16 protein-coding genes are annotated in these 17218 nt (G+C 34.1%); 6 read left to right on the top strand and 10 right to left on the bottom strand.

Going from position 1 to position 17218, the window contains the following annotated elements; translation table 11 throughout:
- Positions 1 to 165 precede the first annotated feature (165 nt).
- The 8 genes from BUA98_RS12305 to BUA98_RS12270 all read right to left on the bottom strand — a co-directional run bounded on the left by BUA98_RS12305 (position 166) and on the right by BUA98_RS12270 (position 8275).
- The gene (locus BUA98_RS12305) at positions 166 to 2655 is read right to left on the bottom strand and encodes a mechanosensitive ion channel family protein (protein WP_086065269.1); all 2490 of its coding nucleotides are present in this window, start codon (positions 2653 to 2655) and stop codon (positions 166 to 168) included.
- 191 nt (positions 2656 to 2846) lie between these two features.
- Entirely contained in the window at positions 2847 to 3413 is a 567-nt protein-coding gene (locus BUA98_RS12300; protein WP_072972879.1) for a YceI family protein, read from the bottom strand.
- Positions 3414 to 3444: 31 nt separating this feature from the next.
- A complete protein-coding gene (locus tag BUA98_RS12295) occupies positions 3445 to 4077 on the bottom strand; it encodes an NAD(P)H-dependent oxidoreductase (RefSeq protein WP_072972877.1) in 633 nt (210 codons plus the stop codon).
- A gap of 4 nt (positions 4078 to 4081) precedes the next feature.
- Complete coding sequence (locus BUA98_RS12290) at positions 4082 to 4543, bottom strand: MarR family winged helix-turn-helix transcriptional regulator (RefSeq protein ID WP_072972875.1); 462 nt, start codon at positions 4541 to 4543, stop codon at positions 4082 to 4084.
- 493 nt (positions 4544 to 5036) lie between these two features.
- Positions 5037 to 5552 (bottom strand): GNAT family N-acetyltransferase, encoded by a 516-nt coding sequence (locus BUA98_RS12285; protein WP_072972873.1) that lies wholly within the window; start codon positions 5550 to 5552, stop codon positions 5037 to 5039.
- A 25-nt stretch (positions 5553 to 5577) separates the two neighbouring features.
- Positions 5578 to 6057, bottom strand: coding sequence for a DUF6691 family protein (locus tag BUA98_RS12280; protein ID WP_072972872.1), 480 nt, complete (start codon positions 6055 to 6057; stop codon positions 5578 to 5580).
- 28 nt (positions 6058 to 6085) lie between these two features.
- Entirely contained in the window at positions 6086 to 6655 is a 570-nt protein-coding gene (locus BUA98_RS12275; RefSeq protein ID WP_072972870.1) for a YeeE/YedE family protein, read from the bottom strand.
- Between the two features lie 201 nt (positions 6656 to 6856).
- Entirely contained in the window at positions 6857 to 8275 is a 1419-nt protein-coding gene (locus BUA98_RS12270) for an MBL fold metallo-hydrolase (RefSeq protein ID WP_072972868.1), read from the bottom strand.
- Positions 8276 to 8475: 200 nt separating this feature from the next.
- Here BUA98_RS12270 and BUA98_RS12265 point away from each other — a divergent pair, with 200 nt between their 5' ends.
- From BUA98_RS12265 to BUA98_RS12250, 4 genes are all read left to right on the top strand, one after another.
- A complete protein-coding gene (locus BUA98_RS12265; protein WP_072972866.1) occupies positions 8476 to 9069 on the top strand; it encodes an HD domain-containing protein in 594 nt (197 codons plus the stop codon).
- 272 nt (positions 9070 to 9341) lie between these two features.
- Positions 9342 to 10688 (top strand): cytochrome ubiquinol oxidase subunit I, encoded by a 1347-nt coding sequence (locus BUA98_RS12260; RefSeq protein WP_072972864.1) that lies wholly within the window; start codon positions 9342 to 9344, stop codon positions 10686 to 10688.
- A gap of 2 nt (positions 10689 to 10690) precedes the next feature.
- Complete coding sequence (gene cydB / locus BUA98_RS12255) at positions 10691 to 11767, top strand: cytochrome d ubiquinol oxidase subunit II (RefSeq protein ID WP_072972862.1); 1077 nt, start codon at positions 10691 to 10693, stop codon at positions 11765 to 11767.
- A 161-nt stretch (positions 11768 to 11928) separates the two neighbouring features.
- Positions 11929 to 12636 (top strand): hypothetical protein, encoded by a 708-nt coding sequence (locus BUA98_RS12250; RefSeq protein WP_072972861.1) that lies wholly within the window; start codon positions 11929 to 11931, stop codon positions 12634 to 12636.
- Between the two features lie 127 nt (positions 12637 to 12763).
- On the opposite strand, the gene BUA98_RS12245 is transcribed toward BUA98_RS12250, so the two are convergent.
- Together BUA98_RS12245 and BUA98_RS12240 are read right to left on the bottom strand one after the other, a co-directional pair.
- Complete coding sequence (locus tag BUA98_RS12245; protein WP_072972859.1) at positions 12764 to 13549, bottom strand: sulfite exporter TauE/SafE family protein; 786 nt, start codon at positions 13547 to 13549, stop codon at positions 12764 to 12766.
- Positions 13550 to 13807: 258 nt separating this feature from the next.
- Positions 13808 to 14440, bottom strand: a complete 633-nt coding sequence (locus tag BUA98_RS12240) for a Crp/Fnr family transcriptional regulator (RefSeq protein WP_072972858.1) — start codon at positions 14438 to 14440, stop codon at positions 13808 to 13810.
- A gap of 499 nt (positions 14441 to 14939) precedes the next feature.
- Here BUA98_RS12240 and BUA98_RS12235 point away from each other — a divergent pair, with 499 nt between their 5' ends.
- Both BUA98_RS12235 and BUA98_RS12230 read left to right on the top strand, forming a co-directional pair.
- Positions 14940 to 15251 (top strand): rhodanese-like domain-containing protein, encoded by a 312-nt coding sequence (locus BUA98_RS12235; protein ID WP_072972856.1) that lies wholly within the window; start codon positions 14940 to 14942, stop codon positions 15249 to 15251.
- 77 nt (positions 15252 to 15328) lie between these two features.
- Complete coding sequence (locus BUA98_RS12230) at positions 15329 to 16909, top strand: NADP-dependent glyceraldehyde-3-phosphate dehydrogenase (RefSeq protein ID WP_072972854.1); 1581 nt, start codon at positions 15329 to 15331, stop codon at positions 16907 to 16909.
- Positions 16910 to 17218: the final 309 nt, after the last annotated feature.

Below are 17218 nucleotides of genomic sequence, written 5' to 3'. Positions count from 1 at the left end.
CCGAATGTTAATCAAAGCATGATAAGCTATTACCAAAGTGTTATTTAAGTATTAAGAACGTTATGTTTTTGAAAAGAAAATCTCTTTTATTAAAGAGTGACAATTGTAAATTAAACTGTTTTAACGTAGAATTGAGAATGATTTGTGAGCCTAAACACAAACGCTTTAATCTTCAGGGTCTGTATTTTTATTTATAATGTGAATATCCTGTTGTGAAAACGGTATTACAATTTTGTTTTGTTTTAATGCTTTGTCAATGGCTATAATCATTTCACTTTTAACATCATAGTCAAAATCGAAATGCTTGATCCAATACATTACCACTAAATCAATCGAATTATCTCCAAATTTGGTAAACCAAATCGTTGGTGCCGGTTTTAATAGAATATTTTTATTCTTACCAATTATTTCTAAAAGTATTTTTTTTGTCAATTCTAAGTCGGTTCCATAGGCAACTCCAAATCGAATTTGTGATCGTCGCTGGTTGCTGCCCAGAGTCCAGTTGGTTAAATTTTGATTTAGTAATTCTCCATTTGGAATCACTACATCAGCTCCGTCGTATGTAGTTACAACGCTGCTTCGAATACCAATTGATTTCATTTTTCCGGATTGTGTGCCTACTTCAATAATGTCGTTTAGATTTACCGGTTTTTCAAAGGCAATAATTAATCCGCTTATTAAGTTGTTGACAAGGCTTTGCATACCAAAACCTATACCAACTCCAAGTGCACTTATGATTAGTGTTATTCTGTCTAACGGAATTCCGGTCGACGCAAATGCAACGAGAACACCGACAGTTACAATTGTAATTCTTGATAAAAACATCCAGCTTCCAATGTTTTTAGCCTTGTCTTTGTTTTTAATAACCTGATTATCGCTGGCTAAAAAGGAAACTACCTTTGAAATAAAACCAGACAATAAAATAATAAGAATGAATATGATTATATTTTCAAATGTGAAGGAGATATTTCCAATATTTCTTGTCTCGGAAATAGAGTTTCTAAAAGGATCAATGATGCTTTGAAAAATATAGGTATTTCTAATCATCAGTATAAAACACGCAACAAAAAGCAGTAGATAGAAGCTAAAGCTAAAATTATGCGGGATGCCTTTTATTGTTTTCTTCGAACTATCTTCGTCGGTTGTTTTTAAAATTTGAGAAACCAAATTAATCTCTTTTACAACTATTAAAGTATGGTAAAGAGAAAAAATTACCACTACGCAATAAACGGCTTTTGTCATTAAAAATTTCCCTAAATTATAGTGGCCGTTTACCAAATAATAGAAGGAGAATAATTGAAGAATAGCGCCTGCAAGAATATACCATAAATAGATTTTTCTTTGAAATTTGGCTCTGTTTAGGAAGGAATAAACCCCTATTCCGATACCAAGAATATTTATTGCTAAAATTAAAAATGATTCTCCGACAAAATGAATTAGTATTATAATATCAAAAAAGGCTAGTAAATTAAGGATAAAGATGGAAATCATTACTCTCCATACAAATGTCCTTATCGTGTGCAGCATCATTATGACCAATGCAATAGTTGATACTGTCCAGATAATTATAGAGAAAATTAGTGGTGGCATTGGAAGCACAAATTGATATAAATTCAACACAATCAAAATAGCGGCAGAAATAGGGCTGTTTAATATATTGATGTCAACTAACATTTCTTTTTTAAAGCCGAGATCAATAAACTTTCCTTTTTGCAATCTGAAATATATCGCAGTTCCAATTATCAAAAGCAACATTGTGAGGATTGAATTTTTATTGTTTATCAAATAAAAATACATTACTAGCGCATTTGTTCTGATAGAAGTAGCAAAGGGATCAATATTAATAAGGGGGCGCTCAAAAACAGGCACTTTTTTGGTAAACAATTGATCGAGTTCTAATCTTCTGAGCCTGTTATTTTCAATTATATCCGATTCAATTTTGTATTTCAACTGGTCGCCCATAATTTCCAATGTCTGGATGCTGTCGACTGCATTTTTTAACCTTTCAGAAATCAGTGTGATATCCTTACTCGTCCTTTCGGATTGAAGGCGGTAAATTTCTCTTGAAACAGAATCGCTCGGAATGTAATATAGATTTTTTTGCGCAACCAGAGAATCTATTTTTTCCTGAGTTCTGCTGAGCTGTTGGTTTTCAAGGCTGATTTTTTTTAAACGATCAGTGGAGCGGTTTAATAATTCGTCAAGAAGAATAGAAGTAGAACTAAGATTTCGATCCGTTAAAACTCTAAATTTTCTTCCAACAATTCCCTTAACAGCAAATTCTTCCCAATCTTTTAATTGGTAAATTTCTCCGGCAACGTCTTTGTAATTGAATCCTTTGGTTAAAAGAAATTTTGCATTCTGAATTTCGAGTTCAATTAAATTGAAAAGCCTATTTTGTTTTTGAACATTTTGATAGTTAATGTATTTTTCCTCCCTCATTTTTTTTTCTCTTTCGGCTTGGCCTTTAAGTAAAATGAGAGAAGCTTTATCTTTAATTCCCAATTCCTTAACAATCGAATCCAATTTACTTGTTGTATTTTGAGAAATACCAGATACAGAGGATAAGGAGGTGAATGCGATTAAAAAAAGTTTGACACTAATACTTTTGTATTTCTTTGCGATGTTTGGGAGTAGAAATACAAGGTTTGACATTTGGCTATATTTATTTCATTAGTTAATTAGAAATACTTTACTCGATGCATTAACCAAATTTAACAAAAAAAAAATATCTTTTTGTAATATATGTCTTTAAAAAAGAGTGAGTTATGAAAATGTAGTTTTTAAGCAAAAAAAAACCTGAACTTTCATTCAGGTTTTTTTGTAAAGAATTAGTAAGCCTCAAATTAGAATTTTAAAGCTACTGTCAATTCGAAATCGTCATTGATAGTTTTGTCTCCTAAATTTTCGAAGAAGTTACCAGAGTTGTATTTGATACCGTATTTAGTTCTGTCAACTTTGAAAGCAGTTGTAGCAGTGTTTCCAGCTACAGTGATGTCAAAAGTTACTGGTTTAGTGATTCCTTTGATAGTTAAATCAGCAGTTACAGTATAAACGTCAGTTGCTTTAGCTCCGATAGTTTTGAAAACTAATTTTGCAGTTGGGAATTTGTCAGTTCCAAAGAAATCGTCAGCTTTTAAGTGACCATTCAATTTTCCTTGGTATTCTCCAGTTAAGTCAGTTGCAGTTAATGAAGTCATATCAACTGTAAAGCTTCCTCCAGTTAATTTTTTTCCTTTGAAAACTACAGCTCCGTCTTTAAAGTTTACAGTTCCAGAGTGCTCTCCAGTTACTTTTTTACCTACCCATTTGATAGTAGATGCTTTTACGTCGATTTTTTTAGTTTGAGCATTTACTGAAATACTAGCCACCGCTACGAATAATGCTATTGCAATTGTTTTGAAATTTTTCATTTTGTTAAAATTGATTTTGGATTAATAATAATTATATAGTGATAAATAATTCCTCGTGAGATTTTCTAACCTTTTTGTAATGCTGAGCGTCGTCCTCATCATGTCTGTAACCAACAGTTGCAATAACTGAAGCATTTAAACCTAATTTGTCAAAACCTAAGATTTCATTAAATGCCGCAGCATTAAATCCTTCCATTGGAGTTGCATCAATTTTTAATTCAGAAGCAGCACTTAATAAAGTTCCTAAAGCGATATAAGTTTGTTTTGCTGTCCAGATGTTTTTGTTGTCATCTGATAAATTTGCAATAGTACCTTTCATCATGTCGCTGAATCCAGCCAAAGCATCAGCAGGAACACCTCTTGTTTCGCTAATGTTTTTGATGTAATCGTCTACAGAAACCGCGCCAAGATTTAAATCATTAGCAAATATAAACAATTGCGATGCATCTGTAATCTGAGTTTGTCCGTAAGCCGCAGCTTTTAATTTTTCTCTAATTTCCGGATTTTCAACAATAACAACTTTGTAAGGTTGTAATCCGTATGAAGAAGCACTTAGTCTAACAGCTTCTTTTAAAGTATTTAAATCTGAAGCAGAGATTTTTTTAGTTGCATCAAATTTTTTGGTTGCGTATCTCCAATTTAGATTTTCTAATAGTGTACTCATAATATTAATTTTGTTGGGTTCTGTATTTTTCTAATAACTGATTCAATAATTCTAATTCTTCCTGGCTTATATTGTTAGCAAACGCGCGCTCGTGCTCATCTACTTTCGGATCTAATTCTTTTAATATATCTAATCCTTTTTGTGTGATTAGAACTTCAATTTTTCGTCGGTTGTCCGGGCAAACATTTCGGGTAACATAATCTTTTAGTAAAAGTTTGTCTACTAAGCGTGTTGTATTACTTGTTTTTGCCAACATGCGTTCCTGTATCACACACATATTAGCCGGCTTTCCTTTTTGTCCTCTTAATATACGTAGCACATTATATTGCTCTCCAGATAAATCATACGGTTTTATCAACTCGTTAAAATGATCGTGAATCACATTCTGCGTGTACATGATATTCAGAATAACTTTTTTCGCATTATCCAGCTTTACTGTACTTTTTATAACCTCTTCAATTGTCATAGTCGTAAGTGTATAATTTGTATATACAAATGTATAACTTTTAATAGTTGTATATACAAATGTGATGTTAAATTTTCGTTAATTCGATTATAGCAAAATTTACAACTATACTTATCCTATGTAATTAATGTAAAAATAACGTAAAAATTTTAAATTATAATAATGTTTTAATGATGTTAACGATATTTTAAAGTGAAAATAATTTTGAAATTAAAATTGATTTTTGCCATTGAAATTGAAATTGATTTTTGACATTGACATTGACATTGACATTGACATTGACATTGACATTGATATTGAGTAGGGCGTGCCACCATCCCGATGAGAGGGCAAATTTACTTTGCGCGTATACGCCCTCTCATCGGGATGCTGTCGGGCTATACGCGCTACTTCGGTAGCCAGCTTCTATCCCTCACGCGGGCACAGTATAAAACAAACCCGACAGGTTTTCAAAATCTGTCGGGTTTAATATGTAATCTTAACTTTATCTTACTTATGATAATTGTTTCTCGTATGCTCTTCGTGCTCCACCTCTAAAATAGACTTCACCACAATAAGTATAGTTTAATTTGTCTAATATTTTCAACATTGGAACATTGTCAAAATTAGTGTCTACCTTAATGCTGTAAACATTATTTTCAATGCTTAAACCTTCAACGTGTTCAAAAAGTTTGGTAGCAATGCCTTTTCCTTTTGCCAATTTGGATACAGCTACACGATGCACAACAACATAATCGCCGTTAGTAAGCCATTTGCCTTCGATTTCTTCGTAAGCCGGTTCTATGTCGAAAATAATCGCAGCGTAACATAAAATAGTTTCGTTTTCTGTAAGCACATATCCAAAACCATTATTTATATCATTTGTGATGGAAAGTTCATTTGGATAACCATCCTGCCATTGTTTGCTTCCTTCTAATCGTCTTTGTTCAATAGCATCTTGTATAATTTCCCAAATTTGAGGTACTTCTGCAAGAGTTGCTTTTCTTAATTGTAATGCTGTTATACTCATTTTTTTAATCTAATTATATAAGGTATTAGTGAGGCAATTTGTCTTTAATTAAACCATAAAACCAGGTTCCTGCAATCGCACTTAATAAAGTAACCACAATTACGGTAACTCCAGTCCCAATTTGAGCGAACAAAGGTCCAGGGCAAGCTCCGGTAATCGCCCAGCCAAATCCGAACATCAGTCCTCCGTAGATTTGTCCTTTACTGAAAACCTTTGGCTGAATTTCGATTTTTTCTCCGTGAATGGTTTTGATGTTAAATCTTTTAATGATCTGAACTGAAATTACGCCAACAACAACCGCGCTTCCAATTACGCCATACATAAAGAAAGACTGCAATTGAAACATTTCCTGAATACGGAACCAGCTGATGATTTCGGCTTTTACGAATACAATTCCGAAAAAGATTCCAACCAAAAGATATTTTAAGTTTGACAAACCTGAATCTTTCAATTGACTTGCGTTGATTCCTTCTGTATCGGTATTTTTATTTTCTAAATTATTCATTTTTGAAATTTTAAAGTGAAAGAATGTTCTAAAGAGCAAGAATATAAGGTAAAATCAAATTTGCCATAATAAAGCCGCCAATCATAAAACAGATTGTCGCTACTAATGAAGGCCATTGTAAATTTGAAATTCCCATAATCGCATGTCCGCTCGTGCATCCGCCAGCGTAACGCGTTCCGAAACCAACTAGAAATCCGCCAACGACAATCATGATAAAACCACGAAGTGTGAATAAACTTTCCCATGAAAACAATTCTTTTGGCAATAATCCGGAATGATCCGTAATGCCATATGAAGCCAATTGCTCCGAAAGCTGCGGCGTAATTTCAACCGGATTTGGATTTGCTAAAAGATAAGCAGCAATAATTCCGCCAAGAAAAATTCCGAAAACGAAAAATAAATTCCAGCTTTCTTTTTTCCAGTCGTATTTAAAAAATGAAATATTCGCCGGAATACAAGCCGCACAAATATGTCTTAAAGACGAGCTAATCCCGAAAGATTTATTTCCGATAATCAACAAAATAGGAACAGTCAGTCCAATTAGCGGACCTGCAACGTACCAAGGCCAAGGTTCTTTAATAATTTCGAGTAGGTTCATGTTAAAAAAAAAAAATTAGATTTTTATTTTTTTTACCATTAAGATATTAAGGAAATTAAGATTTAGCAGCTTAATGAAACTTGATAAGAAAAATTAAGTATCACTTGCTTAATTCTCTTAATATTTTAATGGTAAAAAATTTATGTTCAATACTTTTAAGATACAGTTACTTAATAAACTTAATATCTTAATGGTAAAAAATTATGCTTTCAGGACTTTGCTTTGGCAAACAAAATCTGATTTTGGAATATCTGTTTTTGCAATGGCTCCAAAACCGCCGTCAATTTCAGTAAAGTTTCTGAAACCGCGCGCTTGTAAAATCGACGCCGCAATCATACTTCTGTAGCCTCCCGCACAATGCAAGTAAAAATGCTCCTTTGGATTAATGTCTTTGACCCAGTCATTAATATAAGCCAAAGGTTTGCTGTAAGCGTCTTCGATATGTTCTGCTTCATATTCCGTTTCTTTGCGAACATCAATAACTTTATCTTCTTCAATTTTAAATTCAGAAGCAAATTGGTCTGCTGAAATTCTATTTACAGTATCTACTTCAAAACCTGCTTTTTGCCAGGCTTCAAAACCACCTTCCAAATGTCCGATAATCGAATCAAAACCAACACGGCTTAAACGTGTTACGGTTTCTTCTTCTAAACCATTTTCGGTTACTAATATAATAGGTTGTTTTACATTGGCAATCAAAGTTCCAACCCACGGTGCAAAATCTCCGTTAATTCCAATATTAATAGATTGCGGAATAAATCCTTTATAAAAATCACCGCTTTTTCTGGTGTCTAAAATTAAAGCTCCGGTTTCTTCGGCAACAGCCTCAAAATCTTCTGCTTTTATTGCTTTCATTCCATTATGCAAAACCGATTCGAAGCTTTCGTAACCACCTTTATTCATGGCTACGTTCATACTGAAATAAGCTGGAGGAGGTAGTAATCCGTCGGTAACTTCTTTAATAAATTCGGCTTCGCTCATATCGGCACGCAAAGCATAATTGGTTGCTTTTTGATTCCCGATTGTTGAAACGGTTTCTTTACTCATGTTTTTCCCGCAAGCGCTTCCCGCACCGTGCGCCGGATAAACAATTACATCATCAGCCAAAGTCATCACTTTATCTCTCAACGAGTGAAATAAAATTCCAGCCAATTGATCTTGTGTCATTCCAGCCGCTTTTTGCGCTAAATCCGGACGGCCAACATCGCCTATAAATAAAGTATCTCCAGAAAAAATCGCGTGATCTTTTCCGTTTTCGTCAATCAATAAATACGTTGTGCTTTCCATGGTATGACCTGGAGTATGCAGTGCTTTTATCGTAATATTTCCGATTTTAAATTCTTGTCCGTCTTTTGCTGAAATGCAGTCGAATTCGCAAGCCGCATTTGGTCCGTAAACAATTGGCGCTCCAGTTTCTTTACTTAAGTCAATATGGCCTGAGACAAAATCAGCGTGGAAATGCGTTTCAAAAATGTATTTCAGCTTTACAGCATCGCGTTCTAAACGATCTAAATAAGGCTGAATTTCCCTAAGTGGATCAATAATCGCCGCTTCTCCATTTGACGTTATATAGTATGCACCTTGCGCAAGGCATCCGGTGTAAATTTGTTCAATTTTCATGATATGAAATCTTAAATATGATGTACAAAGGTAACTTTGTTTTTTCGTAAAATAAGTGACTAATGTTACAGAAATTCGAGTTTTCCAAAAAAAAGAAAGAAAAAACGAAATAGGTTAAAAGAATAAATCAACGGAAAAGCAATTTGATTAAAGATCAGGTATTTTGTAATTTTACAGGATTACTACATAATATACTTTATATGAACACAACAGCGTTATTGGATCAAATTGCTTTTATAAAAGAGATTGATAAAGTAAAATACATTCAGCGAAAAACGAAGCTCTTTAACAGCGACCGAAATGAAAATGATGCAGAGCACAGCTGGCATTTGGCATTGATGGCGATCGTTTTAGCAGAACATTCAAATGAACCGATTGATGTTTTGAAAGTAGTAAAGATGGTTTTAATTCATGATATTGTAGAAATCGACGCCGGAGATGTTTTTCTATATGATACTCAAGTAAATCATTCCAATAGCGATGAAGAACGATTAGCAGCGAATCGTATTTTTGGTTTGCTTCCGAAAAAACAAGCAGAGGATATGATTGCCATTTGGGAAGAATTTGAAGCTGGTGAAACCAATGAAGCCAAGTTTGCAAAATCGATGGACAGGTTAGAGCCTTTATTGCAAAATACATCCAACAACGGAGGAACCTGGAAGGAATTTGACGTGCCCTATAAAAAGGTTTTCGAAAAAAAGAGCGTCATAAAAGAAGGCTCTACAACTTTATGGAATTACGCGGAAGATTTAATAAATGAAAGTGTTGCAAACGGAATTTTGAAAAATGAATAAATTTTAAACACATAGAATCATAGTTTTTCATAGCTTAAAAAAAGGCGTTTCACTAATTTAAAGACACATAGCTATGTGTTTTGAAGCAAGTGAAACGCCTTTTTACGTTTCCAAAATCCTATGTCTCTATGTGTTTAATATTTTAGCTTTTAAATTTTTCAAAATTGTTGAAAAGTTTAACAAATACCAGCATATAAACTTTTTTTAAAGGCAGGGATTTCGGGTTTTAATGGGTAAATTTGTGGAACTTCATAAAACCAAATACCACTATAATGGAAGAAATGCTTTTTTATGACCGAATGCAATTCGCCTTCACGATTACCTTTCACTACCTTTTTCCGCAGCTAACAATGGGTCTTTCTTTGATCATTGTTTATTTCAAATGGAAATATCTTAAAACTCAAAATGAACAATACAATCACGCCACGCATTTCTGGATGAAAATTTTTGCCCTGAATTTTGCTATGGGCGTCGTAACCGGTATTCCAATGGAGTTTCAATTCGGAACCAATTGGGCTAAATTCTCTGAATTAACCGGTGGCATTATCGGTCAGACATTGGCGATGGAAGGGATGTTCTCCTTCTTTTTAGAATCCTCATTTCTCGGTATCTTTTTATTTGGAGAAAAAATCCTCGGACATAAATGGCATTTTGTAACCGGAGTATTAATCATGATTGGTTCCTGGGCCAGCGGTTATTTGATTATAGCCACACATTCGTGGATGCAGAATCCGGTGGGTTATGAAATTCTGGCAAACGGAAAATTTGTGCTAACTAATTTCAAGGCTTTATTTTTAAATCCTTGGCTTTGGCCTTCTTATCTGCACAATCAGGCCGCTTCTTTGGTGACGAGCTCTTTTATCGTAGCGGGAATTGGTGCTTTTTATATTTTGAGTCAGAAGAATGTTTCTTTCGGAAAATTGTTTCTTAAAACAGGCGTTATTTTCGGATTGATTTCGAGTATAATTGTCGCAGTTCCAACGGGAGATTTACTGGCTAAAAATGTAGTAAAATATCAACCCGTAACTTTTGCCGCAATGGAAGGAATTTTTCATACCGAGAAAAAAGGTTCTGAAATTGTCTTAATCGGTCAGCCTGATGTCAAAGACAAAAAACTGGACAATAAAATCGCCGTTCCTAATATTCTGAGTTTCCTTACTTACGGAAACTGGGATCAGGAAATTAAAGGTTTGGATCAATTTGAAGAAGATTTACATCCGACAAATATTTCAGGTTTGTATTATGCCTATCATATTATGGTCGGACTCGGAACGGTATTTATTGGTTTGATGGTTCTTTCTCTTTTTCAATTAATTAGAGGTAAACTGTTCGAAACCAAATGGATATTATGGTCGCTTATGTTTATGATGCCGTTTCCGTATATTGCCAATACTACAGGTTGGTACACCGCGGAATTAGGAAGACAGCCATGGCTCGTTTACAATTTAATGCGAACCGCAGCCGGTGCATCGCCAACCGTTTCATCTGGGAATACCTTATTTACTTTATTAGGTTTTATAGGATTGTATCTTTTACTCGGAATGCTGTTTTTGCTTTTAATTGGGAAAATTATCAATAAAGGACCTCATCATGTGGAACTTTCAACAGAAAAAATATAAGTATGGAATTTTTTTGGTACGTCGTTTTAATGGGAATTCTGGCCGTTTATATTGTATTAGACGGTTACGATTTTGGAGCAGGAATAATTCACTTGTTTTTTGCCAATACAGAAAAAGATAAAAAAGCAATTACAAGTGCAATCGGTCCGTTTTGGGATGCCAACGAAGTTTGGATTATTGCAGCCGGAGGTGTTTTGTTTTTCGCTTTTCCAACTTTATATGCTTCTTCTTTCAGCGGTTTTTATTTGCCGTTGATTATGATTTTATGGTTGTTAATTTTCCGCGCCATCGGTTTAGAAATGCGAGGTCAGGTACATCATCCAATGTGGGAAGCGATTTGGGATAAAGCTTTTGGAATTGCGAGTTTGCTTTTGGCTTTGTTCTTCGGAATTGCTTTAGGAAATATTGTTCGCGGTGTCAACCTCGGAATGGTGCAAAATGGCGTTTCAACGCAGGAAGCTCATTTTTTCTTTTTGCCTTTATGGAATCCGACCTTTAGTCCGCAGGCAAATGAATTGGGAATTATAGATTGGTTTACGCTTTTCCTCGGAATTGTGAGTGTTGTGGCATTAACGATTCATGGTGCCAACTGGATTATCTTTAAAACCAATTCGTCTTTAAATACGCAGCTTAAAAATGTGGTTTTTAAATTGAATATTGTTTTACTGGTTTTAGTTTTCATCTCCTTACAAATCTGGCATTTTATCGAACCTCAGCCTTTTCATAATTTTATTGAAAATCCAATTTTGTGGTTTTTTCCAATCATGACTTTTGTTGGTATTTTGGGATTGTTTAAAGTGCGTTCCTTCAAAAAAGACGGTCAGGCCTTTATATTCTCGACCTTATTTTTAGTGGGAGGATTCGCTTCAACAGCCGTTTCTATTTTTCCGAATGTTTTGCCTTCGACGAATAATGTAAATCCGTCCTTAACGATTTACAACACTGCTGCTGGAGAATACGGATTGAACGCTGGCCTAAGCTGGTTTTTTATCGCTTTGTTTTTAGTGATTGTTTATTTTATTATTCAGTATCGTGTTTTTAGTGGGAAGATGGATGATGTTGGGTATGGGGAGCATTGAAAAAAATATTTACATTAAATGAAAAAGAGCCACTAAAAAAGTGGCTCTTTGCATTTCTTAAACTTAATTACGTTACCATAGGCAAGAGGCTTTATTAAGTATCATGGTACAAATGTAAGAACTTTTTTTTATGTTTGCAAATAACAATATTAATCTTACAAATGAGATTTCAAAAAGTTCAACTATATTTTTCCCCTTCCCGAATTGAAAGATATCAAATAGCTACTGGATATATATCAACAAAATCTGTTAAGTTATATAAAGCAAATTTAAAAATATCTCAATCCTTTCATCCAATTCTAGGGATATTAGAAGTTATATTGAGAAACAAAATAAATATAATTTTGGCTGGGTATTTTGTAGATCCTGATTGGATAATTAATCAAAAAAACGGATTTATGATTGATCCTTCATTAACATATCTAGATCATCGTACCAGAAGAATTGTCACAAATGATTACCTAAAAACATCTGTTGAAAAATCCGAAAATAGATTTAGAAGAATTAGAATTCCTGTAACCAGTGGCAAAATAATTGCTGATCAAACTTTAGGATTTTGGACAAATTTATTTGAACTATCACATTATAGAATTTTACGTGGCAGGCCAATACAAATTTTCAATCATTTACCTTCCGGTATTGGAAGAATTCAGGTATGCGACAGATTGAATAAAATTAGAGAATTTAGAAATCGGATTAATCATAATGAACCAATTTGTTTCAATGGAAACAATATTGATTTTAGTTATGTAGAAGATGTTTATAATTCAATTACTCAAATAATAAATTGGATAGATCCTGAATTAATAAATTGGATTAAGGATATGGATTCAGTAATGATTAAAATTAATAATGCAAAACGAATATAATTAGTTTTTGAAGCTCATATTTTGTGTATATTTTCGCCACAGCCAAAATGCTAAAAACTAAAATACAATTATATGATAAAATAAAAATCTGCCGAATCTGCAAAATCTGCGAGAAACCAAAAAATCCTTAAAACAAAACCTCTTTAGTAATAATATAAAACCCCATTACCAAAACAAACCAGCCAAAAATAGGTTTCAATTTAGTTCCGTCAATTTTTTTAGAAAGCTGGCTTCCTAATACCATTCCGAGAAGTGCCATGCCGGAAACGCCTAATAAAAAAGGATAATTGATAGGAGTTCCGATGTATAAATCGCCTGCAAATCCTATTGAAGAGTTAATTGAAATAATTAATAAGGAAGTCCCAACGGCTTGTTTCATGGGTAATTTGGCAAAAAAGAGAAGCGCAGGAATAATTAAGAATCCGCCACCGGCACCCAGAAATCCGGTTATGATTCCGACAATGAAACCTATAAAACTGAGTTGAATATAATTTGTCTCGGCACCCTTTATTTCGGGTTGATTTTTTCGAATCATCGAAATCGCCGCCGTGATCATCAATACCGAAAAGATGATCATAATCAGAAAATCTTTAGATACAGAGTAAGAAGCAATTGAAAATAAAGTAGAAGCAATCTGCGGAAAAATAACTTCGCGAATAATCAAAATCGAAATCACAGAAGGAATAGCAAAATACAACGCCGACTTAAGCTTAAGATTTCCCATCTTATAATGACTGTAACTGCCAGACATTGCAGTCAGCCCAACAATAAATAAAGAATAAGAAGTTGCCTGCTCCGGATTTACTTTAAACAAATACACTAAAATTGGAATGGTTAGGATTGATCCACCACCGCCAATTAAGCCCAGCGAAATCCCGATAATAATCGAAGCAAAATAACCCAGATATTCCATTGCCTTTGTTTTTATGCAAAGGTGGTTTGATAAAAAGAAATCTACAGTAACATTTATCACATAAGGATTGTGAAAAATTATTTTACCATTAAGATATTAAGAAAGTTAAGTTTAGCTTCTTTGTGTTTTAAAGATTAGCAAAGAAAATTAAGACTAACTGCTTAATTTTCTTTGCTAAGTATTATCCTTGCAGACTACATGCACACAAAACTTAACTTTCTTAATATCTTAATGGTGAAAAAATAAAAAATTAAATGTTTAATTTTTGATCAAAAGCTCTATTTGGTTGCGGTTGAGTTTGACCAAACCTCTTTGTTCCATTTTTTTAAGTAATCTGGATATGACTTCTCTTGAGGTGTTTAATTCGGTTGCGATTTCCTGATGTGATAATTTAACTTCAGAGCAGCCACAGGCATCAGAATGTCTTTTTAAATAGAATTCCAAACGTTCATCCATGGAACGGAAGGCGATATTGTCGACAACTTCCAATACTTCTTCAAAACGGCTTCGATACGTTTCGATTACAAATTCGTACCAGGAACGGTGCTCCATCATCCATTTGTCCATCATTTGCAGTGGAATCATCATAACCGAAACATCTTCGACAACTTTGGCCATGATTTGGCTTTTTTCGCTTTTGGCGGTGCAGATCATCGAAATGGCGCAGGCTTGTCCGGGTTGTAAATAATACATTAAAAACTCGCCGCCATCTTCGCCTTCGCGGTAGATTTTGATTTTTCCTTTGGTAATTAAAACCGTGTTTTTGATGTATTGTCCGGTTCGCATTAAAATGGTTCCGGCTTTAAAATCCTGAGCGCTTCCGTTTTCTTCGATAGTCGAAAGGAGCTCGTTGGAGAAATTCGGAAATATATTTTTTAAGGTATTTTGCATTGGTGGGTTTTTAAACATGAAAAATATTTTTTTACCATTAAGATATTAAGGAAATTAAGCTTTAGGTGCGCATGTAATCTGTCAGCAGATTGCCTATTAAGAAAATTAAGCAGGAGAGCCTTAATTTTCTTAATATCTTAATGGTGAAATTTAAAATTCTATATGTTGAATTTTTTGCTGCTGATTTTCAATAATTAATTCGTGAATTCGTGGCTACCTTTTTATCAAAATGAAATTAAAACATCTCATTTAATACAAAGATAGCAGATTGAAATGGTATAAATTATCAGAAAATCATATTTGACAGTATTTTATGAAAATGAAAAAATCCTATTTTCTATCGATTTTCTAGGGTGTATTTTTAAAAATAGTGAGTAAATTTGTGTTTCACTGATTATAATACTTTCTCTAAAACGTTTTCTGAGAATAATAATCGAAATCGCATTTGGCACGTTTTTAATTAATAGAAACGTCGTAATTTTACAAAAACACATTTATTATGAATTTATCACAAGAAGATTGGGTTAATCAGCTTGCTGCTGACGAGAATGCAGTTATACTGGACGTAAGAACTGAAGACGAATTTAATGACGGTTATATCGAGAATGCCGTAAACATTGACATCAATAAAGGTCAGGGTTTTATTTATGAAATCGAAGAGTTAGATAAAAACAAAAACTATTATGTGTATTGCCGTTCTGGAGCCAGAAGTGCCAAAGCATGTCAGATTATGAATGAATTAGGTATAAATAATGCCTATAATCTGCTTGGTGGAATTTTGGACTGGGAAGGGGATACTGTGAATCCATAAAATAGAAGAAGAGGCAAGAAAAAGCCTCTTTTTTCGTTTAAAATGCTATTAATAACCAAACTATAAATTACCAGATTATGAGTTTAATACCTGAAGAATATCAGATTACAAACCTGATTAATCAAGATACTTATCTTGTAAATGGAGAATTGAAACAATGGACAGGGCAAACCACACCTGTGTTTTCGACTATTTCTTCTACAGAAAAATATACGCCAACATTATTAGGGTCAATTCCGTTTATGGCAGATAAAGAAGCTGCTGAAGTGGTTGAAGCTGCCAATGCTGCTTATAATAAAGGACAAGGTTTATGGCCGACTATGAAAGTGGTGGACCGTATTAAATGCATGGAAAATTTCGTAAGACAGATGAAGCAAACCCGCGAAGAAGTGGTGAAACTTTTGATGTGGGAAATTGGAAAAAACCTTGGCGACTCTCAAAAAGAATTTGACAGAACGGTTGAATATATTGAGGATACTATTGCCAGTTATAAGGAACTAAACGGACGTAGTTCACACTTTGAAAAAGTACAGGGTGTAAACGCTATGATTCGTCGTGGACCTCTTGGCGTTGTTTTGTGTCTTGGACCTTACAATTATCCGCTTAACGAAACTTTCTCCTTATTGATTCCGGCTTTGATTATGGGTAATACTGTAATTTTTAAACCGGCTAAACACGGTGTTTTATGTATATCACCTTTATTGGAAGCTTTCAGAAGCAGTTTTCCAAAAGGGGTTATTAATATCGTATACGGACGTGGCCGTGAAGTAGCTTCTCCGATCATGAAATCGGGTAAAATTGATGTTTTGGCCTTAATTGGAAACAGTAAATCGGCGATTGCTTTGCAGGATCAGCATCCAAATAAAAACAGACTGCGTTTGATTTTAGGTTTGGAAGCAAAGAACCCTGCGATTATTTTACCGGATGCCGACTTAGATTTGGCTATTCAGGAATGTATTGCAGGAAGTTTATCTTTCAACGGTCAGCGTTGTACTGCTTTGAAAGTATTGTATGTTCACGAATCTATAGCAGAAGAATTTAACAGACGTTTTTCTGAAAAAGTAGATGCATTAGGATTTGGAAATCCATGGGATAAAAATGCTTCTCTGACACCGCTTCCGGAAACAGATAAACCAGCTTATATTCAGGGATTGATTGATGATGCCGTTCATAAAGGCGCAAAAATCCTAAATGAAAAAGGGGGAAAACATACGGACAATTTTATTTTTCCGGCAGTTTTATATCCTGTAAATAAAGAGATGAGAGTATATCATGAAGAGCAATTTGGACCAGTAGTACCAGTTATTTCTTTTAAAGATATCAGTGAACCTCTTGAAGATATGGCCGAATCAAACTACGGTCAGCAAGTAAGTTTGTTCGGAAAAGATATTAAAACTTTGGCACCGCTTATTGATGCTTTGGTAAATTTAGTTTGCAGGGTAAACCTCAACAGTTCTTGTCAAAGAGGACCGGATGCGTTCCCATTCACAGGTCGTAAAGATTCGGCTGTAGGAACTTTAAGTATTCCGGATGCTTTGCGTTCGTTCTCAATCCGTACGTTCGTGGCTTCAAAAGATATCGCTTATAACAATGAAATTCTGCAGGAATTGCTAAACAGCAAAGAATCGAACTTCATTAACACCGATTATATTTTGTAGTTATTAAGGTTATATATTAATTGTAGATACCGTCTTTTTTCGCCAGAGAAAGACGGTTTTTCTTTTTTTCTAAGTTACTAAGATTCTGAGATACTAAGTTGTTAAGTTTTTTGCCACAAAGGCACAAAGCCGCTAAGTTATTTAACTTTGCGGCTTTGCGTGAAATTCTAGCCAATGAGTAAAAAAAATTAGCTTTGCGACCTTTGCGTAATTCCTTGCGAACATTGCGGTTAAGTGACACTCAACATAACAAAAAGTATAATTTTAGAGCGAGTTGTAACATTACGTTAAAAAAAACCACTAATATTA

The sequence above is a fragment of the Flavobacterium saccharophilum genome, assembly GCF_900142735.1.
Lineage (GTDB): Bacteria > Bacteroidota > Bacteroidia > Flavobacteriales > Flavobacteriaceae > Flavobacterium > Flavobacterium saccharophilum.
The sequence above is the reverse complement of the archived record's forward strand: the minus strand, read 5'-3'. Positions and strand labels throughout refer to the sequence as shown.

What these genes read in the sequence shown, in the direction of transcription:
- BUA98_RS12305 (WP_086065269.1), bottom strand. Translation starts at nt 2,655, where the DNA reads ATGTCAAACCTTGTATTTCTACTCCCAAACATCGCAAAGAAATACAAA.
- BUA98_RS12300 (WP_072972879.1), bottom strand. Translation starts at nt 3,413, where the DNA reads ATGAAAAATTTCAAAACAATTGCAATAGCATTATTCGTAGCGGTGGCT.
- BUA98_RS12295 (WP_072972877.1), bottom strand. Translation starts at nt 4,077, where the DNA reads ATGAGTACACTATTAGAAAATCTAAATTGGAGATACGCAACCAAAAAA.
- BUA98_RS12290 (WP_072972875.1), bottom strand. Translation starts at nt 4,543, where the DNA reads ATGACAATTGAAGAGGTTATAAAAAGTACAGTAAAGCTGGATAATGCG.
- BUA98_RS12285 (WP_072972873.1), bottom strand. Translation starts at nt 5,552, where the DNA reads ATGAGTATAACAGCATTACAATTAAGAAAAGCAACTCTTGCAGAAGTA.
- BUA98_RS12280 (WP_072972872.1), bottom strand. Translation starts at nt 6,057, where the DNA reads ATGAATAATTTAGAAAATAAAAATACCGATACAGAAGGAATCAACGCA.
- BUA98_RS12275 (WP_072972870.1), bottom strand. Translation starts at nt 6,655, where the DNA reads ATGAACCTACTCGAAATTATTAAAGAACCTTGGCCTTGGTACGTTGCA.
- BUA98_RS12270 (WP_072972868.1), bottom strand. Translation starts at nt 8,275, where the DNA reads ATGAAAATTGAACAAATTTACACCGGATGCCTTGCGCAAGGTGCATAC.
- BUA98_RS12265 (WP_072972866.1), top strand. Translation starts at nt 8,476, where the DNA reads ATGAACACAACAGCGTTATTGGATCAAATTGCTTTTATAAAAGAGATT.
- BUA98_RS12260 (WP_072972864.1), top strand. Translation starts at nt 9,342, where the DNA reads ATGGAAGAAATGCTTTTTTATGACCGAATGCAATTCGCCTTCACGATT.
- cydB (WP_072972862.1), top strand. Translation starts at nt 10,691, where the DNA reads ATGGAATTTTTTTGGTACGTCGTTTTAATGGGAATTCTGGCCGTTTAT.
- BUA98_RS12250 (WP_072972861.1), top strand. Translation starts at nt 11,929, where the DNA reads ATGAGATTTCAAAAAGTTCAACTATATTTTTCCCCTTCCCGAATTGAA.
- BUA98_RS12245 (WP_072972859.1), bottom strand. Translation starts at nt 13,549, where the DNA reads ATGGAATATCTGGGTTATTTTGCTTCGATTATTATCGGGATTTCGCTG.
- BUA98_RS12240 (WP_072972858.1), bottom strand. Translation starts at nt 14,440, where the DNA reads ATGCAAAATACCTTAAAAAATATATTTCCGAATTTCTCCAACGAGCTC.
- BUA98_RS12235 (WP_072972856.1), top strand. Translation starts at nt 14,940, where the DNA reads ATGAATTTATCACAAGAAGATTGGGTTAATCAGCTTGCTGCTGACGAG.
- BUA98_RS12230 (WP_072972854.1), top strand. Translation starts at nt 15,329, where the DNA reads ATGAGTTTAATACCTGAAGAATATCAGATTACAAACCTGATTAATCAA.